Annotated in this window: 15 protein-coding genes; 8 read left to right on the top strand and 7 right to left on the bottom strand. The window is 58.2% G+C overall.

All coding sequences use genetic code 11. The features are described from left to right. Window positions 1-116 precede the first annotated feature (116 nt). Window positions 117-1154, bottom strand: coding sequence for an FIVAR domain-containing protein (locus tag OZX75_RS08235; RefSeq protein WP_277146154.1), 1038 nt, complete (start codon window positions 1152-1154; stop codon window positions 117-119). Between the two features lie 225 nt (window positions 1155-1379). Here OZX75_RS08235 and OZX75_RS08230 point away from each other — a divergent pair, with 225 nt between their 5' ends. The 3 genes from OZX75_RS08230 (at window position 1380) to OZX75_RS08220 (ending at window position 5023) form a co-directional block, all read left to right on the top strand. Continuing rightward, window positions 1380-3662 carry a maltotransferase domain-containing protein gene (locus OZX75_RS08230; protein WP_525930295.1) on the top strand — a complete coding sequence of 761 codons (2283 nt, stop codon included), beginning with the start codon at window positions 1380-1382 and terminating at the stop codon, window positions 3660-3662. Between the two features lie 155 nt (window positions 3663-3817). Next, the gene (locus tag OZX75_RS08225; protein ID WP_277146152.1) at window positions 3818-4312 is read left to right on the top strand and encodes an inorganic diphosphatase; all 495 of its coding nucleotides are present in this window, start codon (window positions 3818-3820) and stop codon (window positions 4310-4312) included. Between the two features lie 144 nt (window positions 4313-4456). Beyond that, window positions 4457-5023: a manganese efflux pump MntP gene (locus tag OZX75_RS08220; protein ID WP_277146151.1), complete on the top strand. Its 567-nt coding sequence runs from the start codon at window positions 4457-4459 to the stop codon at window positions 5021-5023. A gap of 238 nt (window positions 5024-5261) precedes the next feature. Here OZX75_RS08220 and OZX75_RS08215 read toward each other — a convergent pair whose 3' ends face one another. Next, window positions 5262-6122, bottom strand: coding sequence for a hypothetical protein (locus tag OZX75_RS08215; protein ID WP_277146150.1), 861 nt, complete (start codon window positions 6120-6122; stop codon window positions 5262-5264). Window positions 6123-6435: 313 nt separating this feature from the next. On the opposite strand from OZX75_RS08215, the gene OZX75_RS08210 reads away from it, so the two are divergent. The 4 genes from OZX75_RS08210 (at window position 6436) to valS (ending at window position 12667) form a co-directional block, all read left to right on the top strand. Continuing rightward, window positions 6436-7215: a winged helix-turn-helix transcriptional regulator gene (locus OZX75_RS08210; RefSeq protein ID WP_277146149.1), complete on the top strand. Its 780-nt coding sequence runs from the start codon at window positions 6436-6438 to the stop codon at window positions 7213-7215. 306 nt (window positions 7216-7521) lie between these two features. Continuing rightward, the gene (gene nth, locus OZX75_RS08205; protein WP_277146148.1) at window positions 7522-8190 is read left to right on the top strand and encodes an endonuclease III; all 669 of its coding nucleotides are present in this window, start codon (window positions 7522-7524) and stop codon (window positions 8188-8190) included. 128 nt (window positions 8191-8318) lie between these two features. After that, a complete protein-coding gene (locus OZX75_RS08200; protein WP_277146147.1) occupies window positions 8319-9845 on the top strand; it encodes an ABC transporter substrate-binding protein in 1527 nt (508 codons plus the stop codon). A 68-nt stretch (window positions 9846-9913) separates the two neighbouring features. Next, window positions 9914-12667: a valine--tRNA ligase gene (gene valS / locus OZX75_RS08195; protein WP_277146146.1), complete on the top strand. Its 2754-nt coding sequence runs from the start codon at window positions 9914-9916 to the stop codon at window positions 12665-12667. A gap of 113 nt (window positions 12668-12780) precedes the next feature. Here valS and OZX75_RS08190 read toward each other — a convergent pair whose 3' ends face one another. The 3 genes from OZX75_RS08190 to OZX75_RS08180 all read right to left on the bottom strand — a co-directional run bounded on the left by OZX75_RS08190 (window position 12781) and on the right by OZX75_RS08180 (window position 16131). Further along, window positions 12781-13665 carry a hypothetical protein gene (locus tag OZX75_RS08190; protein WP_277146145.1) on the bottom strand — a complete coding sequence of 295 codons (885 nt, stop codon included), beginning with the start codon at window positions 13663-13665 and terminating at the stop codon, window positions 12781-12783. 306 nt (window positions 13666-13971) lie between these two features. After that, complete coding sequence (locus OZX75_RS08185; RefSeq protein WP_277146144.1) at window positions 13972-14826, bottom strand: alpha/beta fold hydrolase; 855 nt, start codon at window positions 14824-14826, stop codon at window positions 13972-13974. Between the two features lie 78 nt (window positions 14827-14904). Beyond that, window positions 14905-16131 carry an MFS transporter gene (locus OZX75_RS08180; RefSeq protein ID WP_277146143.1) on the bottom strand — a complete coding sequence of 409 codons (1227 nt, stop codon included), beginning with the start codon at window positions 16129-16131 and terminating at the stop codon, window positions 14905-14907. A 269-nt stretch (window positions 16132-16400) separates the two neighbouring features. On the opposite strand from OZX75_RS08180, the gene OZX75_RS08175 reads away from it, so the two are divergent. Beyond that, window positions 16401-17447 (top strand): LacI family DNA-binding transcriptional regulator, encoded by a 1047-nt coding sequence (locus OZX75_RS08175; RefSeq protein ID WP_525930240.1) that lies wholly within the window; start codon window positions 16401-16403, stop codon window positions 17445-17447. A 147-nt stretch (window positions 17448-17594) separates the two neighbouring features. Here OZX75_RS08175 and OZX75_RS08170 read toward each other — a convergent pair whose 3' ends face one another. Continuing rightward, window positions 17595-18029 (bottom strand): chorismate mutase, encoded by a 435-nt coding sequence (locus OZX75_RS08170; protein ID WP_277146141.1) that lies wholly within the window; start codon window positions 18027-18029, stop codon window positions 17595-17597. A gap of 167 nt (window positions 18030-18196) precedes the next feature. Next, window positions 18197-20251 (bottom strand): transcription termination factor Rho, encoded by a 2055-nt coding sequence (gene rho / locus OZX75_RS08165; RefSeq protein WP_277146140.1) that lies wholly within the window; start codon window positions 20249-20251, stop codon window positions 18197-18199. Window positions 20252-20639 lie beyond the last annotated feature (388 nt).

Raw genomic sequence — 20639 nt, 5'->3', positions numbered from 1 at the left:
GCCCTCCGCTATCATTGAGGAAGAGGACGGTTTGCCCTCTTCCAATTATTGGAGCCGTCGCCTTTCGTTCCGATCCGCCAAGAAAGAGACGAAGGGTGACGGTAAAACTTTTAAAATCAGCCGATGGCACAAAACCCTGCAGCATTGCAGCCATTACCCAATGGCTCATGATGAGCCATCCACTCCTTAAAACTGCTATAACCGCCGTTGTGAATCCTCTCCGGCTGCTGATTGCCTTGCGCACTGCCACCAGCCGCTTGCCCCTGCCGGTTTCGCGCTTGTTGCTGCGCCGCCCGAGCCTGAGCCGCCGCAGCAGCCGCAGCAGCCTGCGCATCGGCCTCTGCCTTCGCCTGCACGCTCGCGTTGACCCCATTGACCGCATCGTCCAACGCCTGTGAAGTCTGTTGCAAATCGGCGACCTTGCCCTTGTGACTGCCAAGCAACCCGTTCGCCGCGTCAATCCGCTGCGAAAGCGCCGTGCGCGTCGCATCGTCGGCCACGTTGCCTGCCGACGAATCCAACAGCTGCTTCGCCTGCCCGACTTTCGCGCTCAATAAGTCCTGAGTATCCTTCAAAACTTTTGTGTCTCTGCTGGCCAATACCGCCTTCGCCGACTTTTCAACATTGGCGCGGGCTTTCTCCATCGACTTCAGTGATGCAGCAGCCTTGCTTTTCTGCCCTTGAGCCGCCACGCGTGAAGTTGCGTCGCAAGCGGGCACTCCCTCACGCACCAAACCAGCCAGCTTCTTTTGGCTGGTCTGCAGCGCTTCCCAAGTCTTGGCGTCGGCGACATCCTTCTTGCCCACTTTCCCGGCCTCTATCGCGTCCTTGCCAAGAGACGTACCTGCAAGATGCCGAATCTGCCCCGCTTGTTGCCGACAGCCCGAAAGCGCTTCATCCTTGACATGCCTGCTCCATACCATCCCGCCAACGACAGCGGCGACCACGACAACGGCCACCGCAACCACCACCATCCACACCACACGCCTCTTCCAAAACGGCGATCTGCCCTCAGCCGCAACAACGTCATGCTCGTTGGGGGCCTCACCCGCTCGCGGCGAGCCAGTCTGACAGCCAGGCCCGGCAGGAGGTGGCACATCCTTCTCACCTCGTTCGTCGGCAGTCTGTTCCGATTTCGCTTCGTCATTCATCATTTTCTCACTTTCCCGTTCACAACCTGATATCGCTATGGTTGCATAATTCTTCAGATTTCCGTGCCGATTTCAGGCACTGTGGTCGAATGATCGGGGTCTCGGCGTGTTGTGGATAACTTAGTTTTCACTATCCACATTTCGCCGTTTTCAGGTCGTCCTCGACCAAGTTGCCCACATGGTTATCAACTATTTTGCAATACAAGAAAATAGTTATACACAAATTTTATCATTCCGTCTAAAAACGCCAAAAGCCACCAAACGTGCCTTTACAATGAGACATACAAAACAATTCAGCGACGCGAAAATAAGGCGGGAATAATTATGGCAGCCAACACCACAAACCAGGAATTCAAGGAACCGGCCACACCCAGCATTCCCATTGCCGCACCTCACCAATTCGGACGAATCGTCATCATGTCGGTCACGCCGTGCGAACAGCGCGGAATCTTCCCGGCTCGCATCGAACTGGGCGAGGCGTTCACCGTGACGGCGCAAATCTTCATCGAAGGCCGCAGCCATACCGGAGCCACCGCGGTTCTGCGCGACCCGCACGGCGAGGTCAGGCAACGCGTCGCCATGACCTGCACCAATCCAGGCCTCGATTTATGGAAAGCCGAACTCGCCGCCGGCATTCCCAGCGACCTCAAACCATGGAACAAGGACTTCGGCAAAGTCCGGCAACAGCTTGGCGAGTGGACGGTCGTGCTCGAAGGCTGGGAGGATGTGTATGCCTCCTGGCTGGCCGACGCACGCATCAAAGTCGACGTCGACGATGACGCCGAAAACGCCTTGATTTCAGGCTCCCAGCTCCTCGCACGCTGGTCGGAGAATACTGATTGCAACCTCGACGACGCCCAGCGCAACGCCTTGCAAAAAGCCGCCCAACTGCTTGCCGACGATTCCTTGGATATCAAGGAGCGGCTTGCTGCTGCCGACAACCCGGCCATCTCGGCCCTTCACCACTCGAATCCGTTGCGGGATGGACTCAGCGCGAGCGCCCCGCAACGTTTCAGGGTCGAACGCCCCGGATCGAGCTTCACCGCGTGGTACCAGTTCTTCCCGCGCTCCGAAGGCGCGAACCGCGACCCGCAAACCGGCGAAATCACTCAGGGGACGCTGAAAACCGCATTGTCCGGGCTCGACCGCGCCAAGGCCGAAGGTTTCGATGTGGTCTATCTGCCGCCGATTTTCCCCATCGGCGTCACCAACCGCAAAGGCCGCAACAACGCCTTGGTGGCGGGACCGGACGATCCGGGCTCGCCGTTCGGCATCGGTTCGCCGCTCGGCGGTCATGATACGGTCGACCCGCTGCTCGGCACGATGGACGATTTCAAGACGTTCTGCGCCCACGCGCACAAGCTCGGACTCGAGATCGCGCTGGACTTTGCGCTGCAATGTTCGCCGGACCATCCGTGGGTTCGTGAGCATCCGAACTGGTTCCGCCACAAGCCGGACGGCACCATCGCGTTCGCCGAGAACCCGCCGAAGAAATATCAGGACATCTATCCCATCGATTTCAACATCGACATGCCCGGCATCGAGCGCGAGACCGAGCGCATCATGGACCTGTGGGTCGCCGCGGGCGTCACCATGTTCCGCATCGACAACCCGCACACCAAGCCGGTGCGTTTCTGGCAGGACGTCATCGAGGCGGTGCAGCGCAAGCACCCCGAAATCCTCTTCCTTGCCGAAGCCTTCACCCGCCCGGCGATCATGCGGGCGCTGAGTCTGGCCGGATTCACGCAATCGCACAGTTACTTCCCCTGGCGCAACACCAAGGACGAAGTGAGCGAATACCTGCAGACCACCAACAGCGACGAGGCCTACTACCAGCACAACACGTTCTGGCCCACCACGCCCGACATCCTCACCGACTATCTGCGCGACAACGGACCGGTTGGTCATAAGGTCCGCGCTGTCCTGGCCGCAATGGGCTCGCCGTCCTGGGGCATCTACAACGGCTACGAGCTGGTGGAGAACCGGCAGCAGGAAGGCCGCGAAGAGCAAGCCGACAACGAGAAATACGAAATCAAGGTGCGCGATTGGAGCGAGGCCGATAAATATGGTATCGCTACGCTGCTCACCGACCTCAACCACATCCGCCGCGCGCACCCTGCCTGCCGCAGCTATCACGATGTGACCATGCTCTGGACCAGCGACCCAAACGTCGTCGCCTTCGCCCGCCATATTCCGCCGATGACAACCGGTTTGGCGGATAAGCAGAACAGCGACGAGACCAGCAGCGCAAACGACGGAGCCGAAAACGCAGCCTTTGCAGCCCCTGGCGACACCCTCATCGTCGTGGTCAACCTCGATGGCAAGGCCGCCCACACCTCGGAGGTGAACTTCGATCCGGCACTGCTCGGCCTGCCCCGTGATCATACCTTCGACGTCCACGACGAACTCGGCGGCGGCAGTTTCACCTGGTCGAGCAACAACAAGGTCACCCTCGATCCCGCCGAGCGCCCGGCCTATATTTTCAGCATCGCGGGAAGCAAGCAAGAATAAACAGGAATGAAGACCCAACCGGAATAGGCCAAACCCAGCCCATCCACCGGCAGCCAAAAGCAAAATAAAACCGATAACCGCATCGGCGAGTATCTGCGCTAGACTTGAGTTCGGTAACAAACACTACGTTCAACAGACGTTCAAAAGGAGCAAACATGGCAGAGACATTCAACGTTCTCGTCGAGATCCCGCGTGGATCGAAGAACAAGTACGAAGTGGACCAGGAGACCGGCCGCATCACGCTCGACCGCACCCTCTTCACCTCCTTCGGCTATCCGGACGACTACGGCTACATCGAGGGCACCCTGGGCGAGGACGGCGATCCGCTCGACGCCCTGGTGATGATCCCGAACTCCGTGTTCCCCGGCTGCGTCATCGAGTGCCGCGCCGTGGGTCTCTACCACATGGAGGACGAAGAGGGCGGCGACGACAAGGTGCTGTGCGTGCCCGCCGACGTGCGTTTCGACGACATCAAGGACATCGACGACGTCAACGAGTACCACAAGGCCGAAATCAAGCACTTCTTCGAGCAGTACAAGGCCCTGGAGCCCGGCAAGGAAGTCAAGCCCGGCGATTACTGGACCAACGTGGCCGAGGCCGAAAAGCAGATCAAGGCTTCCCGCGAGCGCCTCGCCGCGTCCAAGAAGTGAGCACTGGTTTAAGCCAGGTACTTAATCCATGGTGATGTTGTTCATCACATGAGAATTAAACGCTGATGGGTGTTGGAATCCATATACTGGTTTCCAACACCCTGTTTTTTAAGCATTGAGCAGCTACCATCCAAGGAAGTGCCGATGATCGTCGAAATCCTGCTTATCGCGGTGTCCGTCTCCATGGACGCCTTCGCCATCGCCATCGGCAAGGGATTAGCCACCAAACACGTCAGGCCGGTCAACGCACTCAAAACCGCACTGTGGTTCGGCGGCTTTCAAGCACTCTTCCCCATTCTTGGCTATTTCTTCGCCTCATTATTCGGCCGTTATGTCGAGGCGGTCGACCACTGGATCATCTTCGGATTGCTCGTGCTAATCGGCGGCAACATGATCCGCGAGGCACTCGGCGAACCTGAGGAGGATGCCAAGGAAACCGCGCAATTCGACTGGCGACACATGGCACCGCTGGCCGTGGCATGCAGCATCGACGCCTTTGCAGTCGGCGTGAGCTTCCAGTTCATGCCACTCAACATCTGGGCTGCCGCCGCCATCATCGGCGTCATCACGGGAGCCTTCTCCATCGCCGGCCTCTACCTCGGCCACACCATCGGCGTGCGCTGGCAGCAGACCGCCCAAATCGTCGGCGGCATCATCCTCATTCTCATCGGGCTGAAGACCCTGCTGGAGCACCTCGGCATCATCGCCTGATCCCGATCGAGACAGCCCAGCCAATCACGTTGTCATGAGAAAACGGCAAAGGCATTCGCAAGATCGGGCTACCACACTAACACGCGCATCCAAACGTATACAAAACGCACATTATTCACAGACTCGGCAAAAATGTGCATTTTACGCCAGCTAAAACGCACTTTATTCACAGATGCGGTAAGAATATGCGTTTTAGACCAGTTAAAACGCACTTTTTACGCAGATAGATAGCAACCTCTCAGCCAACGAAAACGAGCAGCGCGACCAGAGCAAGGAACACGACGAAGCCGCCATACATCACCGGCATCAATCCCAGAGAATACAGCGCATAACTGCGGAAATTACGCACATCCTTCCCATTGCCGGCCTCGAGCTTGAAGCGCGGCAAGGGACTTCCGGAGGCACGATAATCCTTCGCCCACCTGGTCGAGGCCCATGACAACGCAGCCAGCAGAGCCACGGCGATCACCACGACAATCGCGACCACATACGGCTTGCAGGCACCCAACGTGCCGACGCCGAAATAGCGCAGCAGAGCCGGAGCGAACACCCAGCCCGAAGCCCCCGCCATCGCGACGTCGAACATCAGTCCGCGCGAAAGGGAAAGCACCATATTCGTGCGCTCACGACGCAGCATCTGATGCAGGAAACCGAGGATGACGAACGCCGCCAGCACAATCAGCAATGCGCCCGCCCAGAGCGTACACCAATGCAGCAATTCGCTGCCCGACATCGCGTCGAAACGTGCGGATACGTGGCGGCGCAGCCTACGCGGCCCTGTCATACCAGCGGTTTTCGGCAACGCCTCCGTCAATGATGTCTCGGTGCCGTATATCATGCCGAATCCGCCGAAAGCTCCCACCAAAGCGTCAAAAACGCTGGTGTGCAACGGCCAGGAAACCCCTACGAAAATCGCCAGCGCCCCGGCAACCGCCGTAAAGATGGCCACTTCCATCCGGCCTTCGACAAAGCACGCTGCAATCAACAGAACAGCAATGACCACATACGCGCCGACCTCAAGCGCCACCATTCCCCTGGTAGAACCTATCGAAAGAGAATGCCTCTTATCATTGCCGTCGCCATTCGCCGCAGCAGCCATCCGTAACCCCGTTCCGTCTCGTATCGCTCGCTTTTCATGCCATCAGGCACGAAATACCGTCATACAAAAACCTCGCGGCCAAACCGTTGAACGCTGCCAAAACGCGGAACTCCGGCGTAACAATGCCGAAACCAACAAGGTTTTCTATAAGAAATATGGTAGCCGCCAGTGTCCACAACCAACAGGTACAATGGTGACAATCGCATAAACCCCAATGACGTCGTACACTCGATGTCGATTTATGCTTGGGACCGTCCGAGCGAAACGGCAAAGCCGGTAGTCAAGCGGGGATGCGCCTGGGAGGGAGGGCTCGATGACCGATCTGACATTGATGACGATGGCCCCCAATCCCGCGAGCGTTCTGCCAAGTCTCGCCCTGCTTTCCTACCGCGTGCGAGTCCTGCCGATGGATGCCGCGAGCCTGGTGAAGCTTCCCGAAAACACCATTCTATTCCTCGATGCGCGCGACGATCTGGCCAACGCCAAGACGCTGTGCAATCTCATCCACGCATCCGGGCTTTCCATTCCGATTATTCCTATTATTACGGAAGGTGGTTTTACCGCCATCAACATCCAGTGGGGCGTGGCCGACGTCGTGGTGAGCAACGCCTCCCCCGCCGAGGTGGAAGGCCGGCTTCGGCTGGTCTGCGAGCGCGGTCAGGCTGCTCCCGCCACCGCCCGCACGTCCGTGGAACGCGACAATTACAGCGACGACGGGCAGATTCGTTCCGGCGATCTGGTGGTGGACACCAAGGGTTACACGGCGACGCTCAACGGCGAACCGGTGAATCTGGCCTATAAGGAATTCGAACTGCTGAAATATCTCGTCGCGCATCCGCATCGCGTCTTCACCCGCGCCCAGCTGCTGCAGGAAGTGTGGGGCTACGACTATTACGGCGGCACACGCACGGTCGATGTCCACGTCCGCCGCCTGCGCGCCAAACTCGGCGGCGAGTACGAGCATATGATCGGCACCGTGCGCAACGTCGGTTATCGTTTCGATCCGCCGGACGACGATGACAATAACCATGACGTCTCCGATGGCCACGCACCAGCTCCAGGCACTTCAGGCACCGATACCGACAACGACTGACGTAAACGCGCAAGCAGGCACATCCGAAACGTCATTCAGGATTACGGCTTAATTACGGATAAACTCCGTCTAAACCCTGTCCAAATCACGGCTCAACTCCGGCTCGCACCATACGCATCACACACGACATAAATAGGCCTCTGAACCAATCTCAGCGATACAAAATGGCGGAACCTCAACGTTGCGCTAGAATCGAGCCTGACGTTACACCAGATTTGAGCCACCTAACAAACACCGGCAGCGCAAAAATTGCACAATTCACCATCAGCATCACGTGCGGTATCCCAGCCATCTATAATCGCTGCTATGCCAAAGGAAACGAAGAAACAACGCCTCGAGCGCATGCACGGCGAATACGAGATCCTGCGCGAGCTCATCCCCGAACCCGCGTGCGCATTACATTTCAAGACGCCGTTCCAGCTGTTGGTCGCCACCGTCCTAAGCGCCCAGACCACCGACGTGCGCGTCAACAGCGTCACCCCCACGCTGTTCAAGGATTACGGCACGCCGGAGCGGCTCGCGGCGGCCAACCCGGAAGTCATCGAAGACATCATCCACCCGGTCGGTTTCTACCACGCCAAAGCCGACCACATCATCACCCTTTCCGGCCAGCTCATGGAGCGCTACGACGGCGTGGTGCCGCAGAAGATGGAGGAACTGACCAAGCTGGCGGGAGTCGGCCGCAAAACGGCGAACGTCGTGCTGGGCAACGCCTTCGGCATCCCCGGCTTCCCCGTCGACACCCACGTCATGCGCCTGACCGGCCGCCTGCGCTGGCGCACCGACTGGCGCAGCACGCATCCCGACCCGGTGAAGATCGAAAAGGAGATCACCGGTTATTTCGCACCGGAGGAATGGACGAACCTTTCGCATCGTCTCATCCTCTTCGGCCGTTCGACCTGCCACGCGCGCAAGCCGGCGTGCGCCGACTGCCCGCTCAACGACACCTGCCCTTCCGCAGGGCTGTTCGGCTGACGGGCTGTTCGGTTGACGGGCTGTTCGGTTGCGTGTATCGGGCATCGGCGCCCATCCAAAATCCCGGCACTTCAGGCTTCACACCTTTTTCAGGAATCATTCAGCACCGGATAGTAAACTTTGGAGTCATGTCACGTAGTAAGCCGCAAACGAGCGGACCAGTAAGAGGTCTTGCCTTCCTTGGTGCTGCGGTAGTGCTTTTCGCTCTTGCGGGTGTCGGCTGGGCCCATTTCAGCCACGGTTCCGTTGACGCGACGTTGCTCCATTCCGGTTCGGAGGTCACCGTAGGCCTCGACTCGCCCGCGCCGCAATCCCTTGACATCCGCACCGTGCAGGGCAAAGAACTCGATCAGGCGCTGATTGGCAACGTCTACGAAACCCTCGTCGCCCGCGACGAGAACAACAAGCCCGTCCCGTCCATCGCCAAAAGCTGGGACGTCTCCAAAGACGGGCTCAACTATACGTTCACCCTCAATACGGATATGCGTTTTGCCAACGGGGACGCTCTGGATTCCACCGATGTGGTCTATTCCCTGCAGCAGGTCATCAATAAGGACTATGTGGGCTCCGTCGATCTGACCGGACTGAAATCCGTCAAAAATCCCGACACCTCAACGGTGCAGATAAGCCTTTCCTCCCCCAATCCGCGACTTCTGCGCGCGCTTTCCTCGCGGGCCGGAATCGTCTATGATTCGACTTCCAACGTCAACTATGCCAAACAGGCCAGCGGCAGCGGGCCCTTCACCGTACACAGTTTCGACCCCGGCAATTCCATCGTTTTCACGCGTAATCCTCTCTATTGGAAGCAGCAATCGGCCAGCTCGCAGATGACCATGCGTTATTTCGACTCGGCGGGATCATTGAACAAAGCCATGAAAGACGGAACGATCCAGGTTGCCGTGTTGCGCCCGTCGGATTCCCCGAAGCCCTTCCAAAACAGCAAAAAATACAACGTCTCCAAAGGACTGACAACCTCCAAGGTCACGCTTGCTCTCAACAACAACGCCGACTCGATCTTTTCGGACCAACGTGCGCGCGCGGCCGTGCGCTACATCCTCGACAACGAGTCAATCACCAAGGCGCAGCCGAACGCCGCCTCCGTGCTCAACGGGCCCATCAGCCCTCTCGAACCGGGCTACGATGACCTTTCCGTCATGTTCCCGCACAATCTTGACGAGGGCAAGAACGACATCAACTATTTCGGGCCCAACTATATCGGTGACATCACCTTCCTGGTACCTTCCGAATACGCGACACTGGGCCAGCAGATCGTCGAGCAGTTCAAGACGACCCGTTTCAATCTTGTCATGCAGGTGGTCGACGACAGCACGCTTGCGCAACGAGTCGCCAACGGTGATTACAAAATGGCCATCGTCGCCATGCAAGGGCCCGACGACCTCGGCGCGTTCGCCGACGGCAGGTTCGGCTATCAGGGCAGCCAGGCGCAGGAGGATTACCGCAACGCGCTCGCCTCACCCAACGACATCGACTACCAGCAGAACCTGCGCGCCTACGCCAAGGCCGTGAGCTCCGATGCCGGCAGCGCCTGGCTCTACACCGAAAGCAGCATGGTCGTCGCCGATGACAACATCGCCGGTTACCCCAAAAATATGACCGATGAATACCTCCCGTTGCGCGACGTGAGGACGAGATAGCCGGCCTAAAGCTCATATGTCAGCCCACACGGCCCCTATGTCACCATTGCTTTCTAAAATTGGTCGTTATGACTGATCAGGACAATAGCATTATCCACGCAAGCCTTTCGCCGCTGCCCGACCGGGTCGGCGTCGACGGCCTGGAAGACAAATGGCGCGCCGAGTGGGACAACGACGGCACCTACGAATTCGAGATTCCGCGCGATGGAAACGGCGCACCCGACCGCAAGGCCGTCTATTCCATCGACACCCCGCCGCCTACCGTTTCCGGCAGCCTCCACGTGGGCCACGTCTTCTCCTACACCCACACCGACGTCATCGCCCGCTACGAGCGTATGCGCGGCAAGCACGTCTTCTATCCGATGGGCTGGGACGACAACGGCCTGCCCACCGAGCGCCGCGTGCAGAACTACTACGGTGTGCGCGTCGACACGTCGCTCAAATACGACCCTGATTTCAAGCCGCCGTTCGAAGGCACGCAGGGCAAGAAAATCGAGGCCCGCGACCAGGTGCCGATCAGCCGCAAGAACTTCGTGGAACTGTGCGAGCGCCTGACCGCGCAGGACGAGAAGCAGTTCGAGGCGCTGTGGCGTTCCCTTGGCACGTCCATTGACTGGCGTCAGACCTACCACACCATCGGCGAGCACCCGCAGCGCGTGGCGCAGAAGGCGTTCCTGCGCAATCTCGAGCGCGGCGAGGCCTATCAGAAGGACGCACCGAGCCTTTGGGACGTCACCTTCCAGACCGCGGTGGCGCAGGCCGAGCTGGAGAGCCGCGAATACGACGGCTTCTATCACCGCGTCGCGTTCCGCTTCGAGGACGGCACGCCGATCTACATCGAGACCACCCGTCCCGAGCTCCTGGCAGCCTGTGGCGCGCTGATCGCCAACCCTGACGACGAACGCTATCAGAAGTACTTCGGCCAGTACGTCTACTCCCCGCTCTTCAAGGTCAAGGTGCCGATCATGGCGCACCCGGCCGCCGAGATGGACAAGGGCGCCGGCATCGCGATGTGCTGCACCTTCGGCGACCAGACCGATATCGAGTGGTGGCGCGACCTGAACCTTCCGCTTCGCCCGATCATCCAGCGCAACGGCCGCATCATCATGAGCGTGCCGGATTGGATTTCCGATGAGGGCGGCAAGGCCATCTTCGAGGAGACCGAAGGCAAGACCACCTTCACGGCCCGCAAGATCATCGTCGAGCACCTGCGCGAATCCGGCGATCTCGACGGCGAACCGAAGCCCACCAAGCGCATGACGAACTTCTACGAGAAGGGCGACAAGCCGCTCGAAATCGTCACCTCCCGTCAGTGGTACCTGAAGAACGGCGGCACCGATATGAAACTGCGCGCCGAGCTGTTGGAGCGCGGCAAGGAGTTGCAATTCCACCCCGATTTCATGCGCGTGCGCTATGAGAACTGGGTCAATGGCCTGAACGGCGACTGGCTCATTTCGCGCCAGCGCTTCTTCGGCGTCCCGTTCCCGCTGTGGTACCCGGTCAACGCCGACGGCGAGCCGGATTACGATCATCCGATCACCCCGAGCGAGGACCAGCTGCCCATAGACCCGACCAACGACGTGCCTGAAGGCTACACGGAGGACCAGCGCGACGTGCCCGGCGGTTTCACGGCCGAAAAGGACATCATGGACACCTGGGCCACCTCGTCGCTGACCCCGCAGATCGTCACCCACTGGGAGGAACCGGATCAGGAGAGCAAGGACCTGTTCAAGGCCACCTTCCCGATGGATCTGCGCCCGCAGGGTCAGGACATCATCCGCACCTGGCTTTTCACCACGATGGACCGTGCACACCTCGAAAACCATTGCCTGCCGTGGGCGCACACCGCGCTCTCCGGCTGGATCCTCGACCCCGACCACAAGAAGATGTCGAAGTCCAAGGGCAACGTCGTGGTTCCCAAGGAGCCGATCGAGAAGTACGGCGCCGACGCGGTGCGCTATTGGGCCGCTTCCGCCAAGCTGGGTCTCGACGCCACCTATGACGAAGGGCAGATGAAGATCGGCCGCCGTCTGGCCATCAAGCTCCTGAACGCTACGAAGTTCGCGCTGGCCATCGGCCGCGAGGACGACAACCACCACGTTGGCGCCGCCTCTAGTGCCGATTGGGATCCGGCCGACGTCACCGAGCCGCTGGATCGCGCGGTGATGGCTCGCTTGGCCTCCGTGATTCGCGAAGCCACCAAGTCGATGGACGCCTACGAGCACTCCAAGGCCCTCGAACTCATCGAGACCTTCTTCTGGCAGTTCTGCGACGACTACATCGAGTTGGTGAAGAACCGCGCCTACGGCACCGCCGACTCCACCGGCAAGACGCCGACGGCCGCCGCCGTGAAGTCCGCGCACACCACGCTGGGCCTCGGCCTTGAGGCGTTCGCACGTCTGCTCGCGCCGTATATGCCGTTCGCCACGGAAGAGGTCTGGCACTGGATGCATGCAGGCGAGGGCTCCGTGCACACCTCCTCCTGGCCGACCGCCGAGCCTTACGAGGCCGCTGCGGGCGACGCCGACCCGGACATGCTCGTTTGGGCAGGCAAGGCGCTGGCCGAGCTGCGCGGCTTGAAGTCGCAGGCCAAGGTCTCGATGAAGACCCCGATTCTGAAGGCGACGCTTAACGCGGCCAACGAGGCCGGCAAGACCGCCATCGACTTGAGCCTCGTCGACATCGCCGAAGCCGGCAAGGTCACTGGTCCGCTCACGGTTGCGGTCGAAGATTCCGCCGATAGTCCGGACAACGAGATTATCGTCAAGGTCAGCGATTCCGAGCTCGGCGAGCCACCGGCCAAGAAGCCCAAGAAGAAATGACCGAAGCGTTGCGGCTGAAACGCTGAAAGCAAGATACACGAAATGCCAAGAGGGTTGCGCTGCTTAATGACAGTGCAACCCTCTTGGCATATCTTCCCGTTGTTATATCCGTTTTAGCTCTCCTTGCCCAGATCGAGCCGCTTGAGTTCTGGAATATCCGTCAGCGAATCGTCGCCTCGAGCGTGCTTTCCATGGATCTCACGACTTTCAACGCCTTGACTTTCAACATCTTGACTTTCAGCGTCATCACTTTCGGATAATCCCTCCGCCGCCGCGGATTCATTCAACGGTCCGGTTTCACCCAGAACTCCGACGTCCTCGGCGGTCTTGGAATCCAATGGCCCGCCTTCGAAATCGTCAAAGCTGTCGACATCACCGATCCCGTCATCGATATCATCGACGTCATCCAACGCGTCCGGATCGGCGTATTCCTTGGCGTCCTCGAACGCGACGGCCCCGGGAGAATCGGGATCGTCCCTACGGCCGTTCTTTGCCTCGCGCTCTTCCTCGCGCGCGGCGATGCTCTGCAACGTGCGGGCGAAACGCATCACCTGTTCGTCGGTGATGGCTTCAAGCTTCTCCTTGGTCATCACCGAACGCATGACCATGCGGATATGCGCCACGTCAAACGCGGGCCCCTTCTCCCGCTTCGACTTGTTTTTCCTGGCGTAAATCTCCAAACCGTGCTTGCCCTGGCGCGCGTGTACGAACGGCGTCCATTTGTGCCCGCTCTGCGAGGCGTCGAGCAGAGTCGCCAGCCTTGCGATCAAAATCGCACTCTGCATGGTCGAAAGCCCGTACCACGAGCACATCAGATACCACGAAACCGAACGTTCCAACGTTCCGCCCAGATACTCGTCGTATTCGTCCATCGCCATCTGCATGAGGAACAGCCGGTCCTCAAGCCGCTTTTCTGCAGTGTCCAGATTGTCGACGATCTTGAATTTCTTTGCGCTGATGATTTTCTTACTGTGTTTCTTACCGTGTTTCTTGCCCATAGCAGCCTCCTTGCCAGCAAACGTAAAACTTATTATAAAGTAATAATATCATCGATGACCACGCATACAATCAAAGACGAATCGTACCGGCCCACCATAGAGGGCGAATAAACAGCTCATCGAAAGCAAGAAGTATTACAAGCCGTCCAATACGGACGCCCATTCAAGACACCTATTCAATCGGATAGACAACAAAAGAGTGCCACGATCGCCATAATGATGCATTATGGAATCGTGGCACCCGTAATCGGGACGCCAGGCAACAGATATAGCTGCTAACGGCGCGCCTTAGACCTCAATGACCGTTCACTGTTCTCCACGGCGGATGGTGCGAGCGATGATAGTCGTGAATTCTCCCCACAACGCACGCGGAATCTCATGCGCCATTCCCGGGTAAACGTGCAATTCGGAATTCTTCAAATGGTCGGCTATAAACCAAGTGGCGGCGTCGTTGAAGAACGGATCGTTGCGGCCGTGGATCACGACGGACGGAACCGTGCTGGCCTTGAGCTTATCGGCGTCAATGGCGAAATCAGACATCGCCGCCTGCTGCCGGCGCCAGCCGTCAACACGATAACAACGGTCGTAGGTGATGCCACCGAGCTCACGGGCCCACTGCTCGTCGAACCCATAGACGGAACCTTCGTGGCAGGCGCGTTCGCGCGAGATAAAAATCTCAATGGCTTCATCTCTTGAATCCGCCGCTTCAAGGCCTTTGGTCTCGCTGTCGCCGGACGAATTCGATTCGGACATCCACTGGGGCTGGTTGGCCGGAGCCGTAAACAGGATGCTCGCGGATTTGAGGCGGTCAGCGTGGGAGACAAGCAGTTGCTGGGCGATCATACCGCCCATCGACTGACCGAGAACATGGAACTTCTTCAGCCCGCAGGCATCGGCCACGGCCACGACGTCATCGGCCATGTCGGCAACCGAATAGCATTTGCCGGTTTCATCGGGACCCGCAACCTGCGAGGAAAGCCCGACGTCACGGTTGTCCATCAGGATGGTCCGAATACCGGCGGCGTTGAGGTTTTCCACAAAACCACGCTCCCAGCCGACCATCTGTGCGGTATAGCCCTCGATCATGATCAGCGACGGACCGTTTTGCGGACCGTACGATTCGTAATACAGTGATACATCTTTGTTTTTTGCGTATGGCATACATACCCCTTTTATTGAGATTCTGTTATCAGAAATTTTTCAGGCAGCACCTGCGTCTGCCCACAAGCGGATTGCCGGTTAGCGCACCGACTTGATCATGAACGCGAACAGGCCACCCAACAGGGCCGTGACGCATCCGAAGATGAAGATGGAAGCGTAGGTGCCGAAGATATCGAGCAACGTCGAGCCTACAAGCGGGGCGACGGCGGCAGGAACCGAGGTCGCAATCGCGAGGATGCCGAGATCTCGTCCCTCATCCGCCTTGCTGGGGAGCACCAGCGACATCACGGCGATATCGACCGCGAAGTAGACGCCGGAAGCCGCGCCGCTGATGACGGCGTAAATCAACATCCCGATCCACGTCTTGGAAACCAGCGGAACGATGAACGAAACCATGTAGATAATCGAGGAAAGCGCCACGATCATCTTCCTTCTGTCGAGCATATCCGCGAGCTTGCCGAAAACGATGATCGCGATGATCTGGGCTATGGTGGAGAACGTCGACACCGTCGCGACGTTGGCGGCGACATTACCGCTCGGCAGGTTCTTCACGCCGATGTAATCGCTCAAAATATAGAACGTGAAATTGGAGACCGCGAAGTTGGCGAAGAAGAACGAGAAACGAGAGAGGAACGCCATAGTGAAATCACGATGCAGGAACGCGGAGAAGAACGCGGTGTGTTTGCCTTGCGCCTCTTCGGTTTTGTCGGCTTCCCGGATTTCGGCCTTCGCACGAATCGAGGAATCCTCGCGGGCGAAGACGCAGAACAGGATCGTGGTGACCACGATGAAGACGCCCACAACGGCATAGCCGACGAACCGGCTGGTACGGGCTGCGATATTGACGAAAATCAGGATACCGAAGGGGAGCCCCAAGCCTGCGGCGGATGAGGCCATACCACGATAATTCTCGGGAATGCGATCGGGGATGACCGCATAGATGACGCCCTGATACCAATTGGCGAAGAACCATACGAAACCTGCCATGACGACGACAACAGGAATCGATTTTGCGGTAGCCATAATCAGGCAGGTGATCAAAGTACCCACCGCCGAGAAGAGCAACCATGGCGTACGCTTGCCGAGCTTGGTCTGAGTACGGTCGGAAATCGCCGCGCCAACAGGCAGAATGATGGTACCGACCACCGATTCCACCAAGGAGGCGATGGCCATATAATGCACCTTGCCCGACGGCGAGATTTGAGCAAGTTGGGCAGGCAACAGCACCTGATTGATGGCCTGATAGACACCATAGAGCGCGATGATGGTCGGCATCAGCAGACCCAAAATGCGCGTTACACTCATTTTATGTTTCACAACCGGCGACGTTGCTCCAGTTGATTGAATATCTGAACTCAAGTTAGATCTCCTTCGGTCTCACTTACCAGTATGACTGGCAATCTTCAGTAACACGTGTTAGTAATTCGTGTCAGTAACACGTGTTACCAGATACTATAAGCCAAAATTCCCATTTGTCAAAACGTTGTCAATCCTGCATATGCAACTACTGCTTTCCAACGGATTGAATCGCAATTTGCACAGGCGTTCCGGTATACTGACCGGGAGATAACGATGTGAGGGTTGGACGGGAATTGCATATTCATAAGACAACAAGCGCCGACGTGGCCAAGGAAGCCGGCGTGTCACGTACGACCGTAAGCATGGTGATGAACGAAAAGGCGGGTTCGATTCCCGAGCGTACTCGCCAACGCGTTTTGCAGGCTGCGAAAAAACTGGGATTCGTGCCATCCGCCGAGGCGAGGACCCTGCGTAACGGCCATGGCAGCACCGTTCTCTGTCTCGCCCCCGGCTGGATGCCGTCCGGACGAGCCGACAGCATGTGGAATGCGCTGAGCAAGCAACTTACCAACGCGGGACTGTCCTGCGTGTTTTCGCGTTCCGCAGGCACGACAACGCCTTTGCGGCAATTGCTTTCCGACATGACCCCCGGTGTGGTCGTTCCGTTTTTCGAACTTTCGGATGATGATCGCAGGCTTTTGAAGAATCAGGGAATACCAATCGTCGAATTCTGGTCACCTGACATCGATCAGCAACCAATGCCTGTTTTTTCGCGGTTCCAATACAATCTGGGAGCCACCCAAGGCAAATACATTACTTCACTCGGCTGCAAACGAATCGGCTATATCGGGGCCAACGACCCTCTCGGCTTCGGCTTGCGGGCTTTCCGAATCCGTGGTGTCGAGGACGCGCTTGCGCAATCCGGACAAAAGCTGACATGCAATCTCGAAATCGATTTGACCGATTTCGATTCCGTGCATAAGGCGCTCAAAGTTGCAACAGAAAAACGAAGCGACGCCATTTGCTGTTTCAATGACGATTGCGCGGCCGCTGTTTTGGCATGCTGCAAGGAAACAGGCATTGAAGTGCCTAAAGACGTCAAGGTGATCGGCGTCGATAATCTATCGATGGGCCAATATTTCGAGCCGTCATTGACCACAGTCGATTTCGACCACGATATGTCGGAATATGTTGCTGAAATCAAAGATGCGATTGACGCGAGACGACATGACCGCCAGCGCGAAAACAGCGGAACACCGGACGAAGACGATGCGGAACTCGGCCCGCAGAACGTATGGGTCGTCAAACGTCAATCAGCTTGATTCCGGTCAGGTTCCTGAGCTGCTGGTAAGCCGATGGTAAGCCCGCCGATGAACCACCGATGAACCGCTGGTAAGCCGTCGATGAACCGTCGGCTGCCTGCTTGCTGCGACGCCTTGCTGCGACGCTATTAATCACAGTCATCAAATTCACGCGTAGACGTCGAGCACACCGGGGTCTCCGCCGGCTTCGGCGATGCGTTGGTGGCGTTTTTTGGCTTCGGTGACTACGAACTCACGGTAGTTTTCCTCGATGCTCGGATCGAGCCCGGCGTCGAGAGCGACCTTTTTGAGACGCCCGGCCTGCCGACTTTCGCGTTCCCGATCCTCCGGGGCGAACCCGGCCTTGGCCTTCAACACCCCGACTTCGGCGGTGTATTTGAAACGTTCCGCAAGCAGCGAGACGATGGCCGTGTCCACATTGTCGATGGACTGGCGCAGCTGTTTGATGCGTTCGACGGCCTGGGCGGTTTGCGGGTTGGTCCGCTCCTGCGCGTCGTCGATGGTGGTATCGCGCCATTGGCCGGCAGCCTGGGTGCTATCTGCGGTGTCATCTGCGGTGTCGTCTGCGGTATTGAAAGTCATATCCCTTACCATACGACACGAGCTCCACTTCCATCATTGCGTTCGTGCGCAAAACGTGGCCGCAACGTCACCAACGCAACCAAACCATGCAACCATTGCAAATGTGACGCCAGACAGCAAAAGGGGACCTCCAACAGGAAGTCCCCTATAGCACGGTACAAACCGAATCAGTTGTTGCCGCTGTTCTGCTTGATGATGGCCTGCAGGAAGTCACGGTTCGTCGCCGTCTTCTTCAGCCTTGGCACGATGGTCTGGTAGGCCTGCTCCGGCTCGAGGCCGCCAAGCAGACGACGCAGGCGGTAGATGACCGCGAGCTCGTCGTTGGGGGTGATGAGCTCCTCGCGGCGCGTGCCGGAGGCGTTGATGTCAACGGCCGGGAAGAGGCGCTTGTTGGCCAGATCGCGCGAAAGGCGCAGCTCCATGTTGCCGGTGCCCTTGAACTCCTCGAAGATGACCTCGTCCATCTTGGAACCGGTTTCCACCAGTGCCGAAGAGATGATGGTCAAGGAACCGCCGTTTTCGATGTTGCGTGCCGCACCGAAGAACTTCTTGGGCGGATAGAGCGCCTGCGCGTCGACACCGCCGGAAAGCACACGGCCGGAAGCCGGGGCCGCGATGTTGTAGGCACGGGCGAGACGGGTCATGGAATCGAGCAGCACGACCACGTCCTGGCCCAGCTCCACCAAACGCTTGGCACGTTCGATGGCGAGTTCGGCGACGGTGGTGTGGTCGGAGGCCGGGCGGTCGAAGGTCGAGGAAATGACCTCGCCCTGCACGGTGCGCTCCATGTCGGTGACTTCCTCGGGTCGTTCGTCCACGAGCACCATCATCAGGTGCACTTCAGGATTGTTGGTGGCGATCGCGTTGGCGATGTTCTGCAAGGTGATGGTCTTGCCGGCCTTCGGCGGGGAGACGATCAGGCCGCGCTGGCCTTTGCCGATCGGCGCGACGAGATCGATCAGGCGGCCGAGAATCTTGTTTGGCGTGGTCTCCTGCTTGAGGCGTTCCTGCGGATAGAGCGGGGTGAGCTTGGAGAACTGCGCGCGGTTGGCCGCATCTTCGACGCTCATGCCATTGATGGCCTCGATGGACTGCAGCGGCACGAACTTCTGGCGCTGGTTGCGGCGTTCGCCTTCGCGCGGTTCACGGATGAAGCCCTGCACGCCGTCGCCTTTGCGCAGGCCGTACTTGCGGATCTGGCCCATCGAAACGTAGACGTCGTTCGGCCCTGGCAGATAGCCGGAGGTACGGATGAACGCATAGGAATCGAGAACATCGACGATACCGGCGACGGGGACCAGACCCTCCTTGGAGTCGCTGCGATGATCGCGCGTGTCCTCTTCGCTGATGTTTTCATTGTTGTTGTACCGGCCGCCACGATCGTTACGATTGTCACGATCCTTATAGTCATAGTTGTTGCGATCGCGCCCACGCATCCTGCGTTGATGGCGATCATTGCCACGATCTTCGTGATTGTAACGGTCATTATGACGGTTGCGGCGAACGAATTCATGGCGCGGCTCCGCCTCTTTGGCGTCGTCAGCATTCCCTTCGTCATTGCCGACGACCGGCAAGGTGGCAAGAATGTCATCCAAATCGCGGACCTTATTGGATTCGGTATCGTGACGGGACTGTTGCTCCGCGCGGTAGTTCCGACGATGAGTGCGGGTCTCGCCTTCCTCGCCCATCTCGCGTTCGCCGCGATGGCGGGAAACGAATGACCTGCTACGCCGGTGCAACGACTCTTCATCGTCGAACACACTGGGCTGGGATGCCCGGCCCTCACCATGCTTTTCGGAGGACTCTTGCTCCTCGGCTTGCTCATCCCGCGAAATTGATTTCTTCAACCGTGTATTCTCACGAGCAGCCGATTCGTGCGTCACAACGTTGTCGGACGCAGCTTCATCGTGAGCTGCCTTAGCGCCTTTGGCCTTACCATCGGTGTCACTGACGGAAGCCGATTGCTTGGACACCTGATCGTTTGCGGGAGCCTGCTTACGTTTGGTATCAGGCTTTTCGTTCTTTTCCGCAGCCGTTTTCGGCGCGGCTTTGGGAGAACGAACCGTGACTCCCTCGGGCGCTTCTCCGCCCGTTCTTGCAGCTTGAAGGGTGGCGAGCAACTCGGGTTTACGCATCGTTGACGTGCCGCGTAGTCCCATCTGCCTAGCGAGCGCTTTGAGCTCAGGCAGCTTCATATCCTCAATATTCTGGCTAGTTGCCACTATAATGTTGCCTTTCCTCGACTTCCTACGGCATTGCCCGGAAGACTAATGAAAAAGATGCGGCATATATTAAAAACCGCTTATGAAATATTCGATACCATCATGTGGTTTTCGAACTTTTCTTTAGATTACAACCGTGCCCTGACCAACGCCACTCGGCGTGGCGAATCTCCAATCCACGCCAATTCTCACACTACTTTCTGATGACTCTGCTGCTGGAAAACCGCACCTGGCAAACTGCCAAAGTCCGTTCACCAGCACCAAGATAATCTGATGCTGCAAAACAGCATATGAGGGAACGGCAGATGCCGTTCACCAGCACCAACACAATTGAGTGCAGGAAAACCGCACATAAATGAATCCCGGATGCCGTTTACCAGCACCAATG

The organism is Bifidobacterium sp. ESL0800, assembly GCF_029395355.1.
Classification (GTDB): domain Bacteria; phylum Actinomycetota; class Actinomycetes; order Actinomycetales; family Bifidobacteriaceae; genus Bifidobacterium.
The sequence above is the reverse complement of the archived record's forward strand: the minus strand, read 5'-3'. Positions and strand labels throughout refer to the sequence as shown.